General features: G+C 65.4%; 1 protein-coding gene. It reads left to right on the top strand.

The features are described from left to right. A partial coding sequence (locus tag AB4Z42_RS28345) for a condensation domain-containing protein (RefSeq protein ID WP_442012571.1) occupies positions 1-757 on the top strand: 757 nt, incomplete at both ends.

Here is a 757-nt window from a genome sequence, read left to right as displayed (position 1 = left end):
GGTTGAACCCGGCTGCTGGTTCGATGCTCAGCGCGTTGTGGGTGACCTCGACGAGCCAGCTGGTGTTGATGATTCACCATCTTGCTGTCGACGGGGTGTCGTGGCGAATCTTGTTGGAAGATCTCAACATTGCCTGGGTTCAGCATCACAGTGGTCAGCCGATCGAGTTGCCGGTGGGCGGGACGTCGTTCCAGCGGTGGGCCTCGCTGCTCGAGGAGCATGCGCGCAGCTCGGCGGTCGTGGCGCAGGCCGAGGCGTGGCGGCAGGTGGCGGCGGTTCCGGCCGCGTTGCCTGCGGTGAAGCCTGAYGGYGATACCTATGCCGATGCCGGTCGTCTTGCGGTGTCGTTGGATGTGCAGACCACACGGCAGCTGCTGGGCGAGGTGCCCGCGGCGTTTCATGCCGGGGTGCAGGACATCCTGTTGATTGCGTTCGGGTTGGCCTGGGCGGAGTTTCTGGAGACCGGCTGCGCGCCGATCGGCGTCGAYGTCGAGGGCCATGGCCGCCAAGAGGAGCTGGCCGGTGATGTCGACCTGTCACGCACCGTGGGCTGGTTCACCACCAAGTACCCGGTGTCGTTGACCGTCGGCGGGCTGTCCTGGGAACAGGTGACGTCGGGCGACAGCGCGCTCGGGCCTGTCATCAAGGACGCCAAAGAACAACTTCGCGCGCTGCCCGACGGCCTGACCTACGGGGTGCTGCGCTATCTGAATCCCGATGTCGATCTCGGCGGGGCCGATCCGTCGATCGGTTTCAA

It is taken from the genome of Mycobacterium sp. 2YAF39 (assembly GCF_052114565.1).
GTDB lineage: Bacteria > Actinomycetota > Actinomycetes > Mycobacteriales > Mycobacteriaceae > Mycobacterium.
Note: the sequence above shows the minus strand (reverse complement) of the source record. Positions and strands in the feature narration are given on the sequence as shown.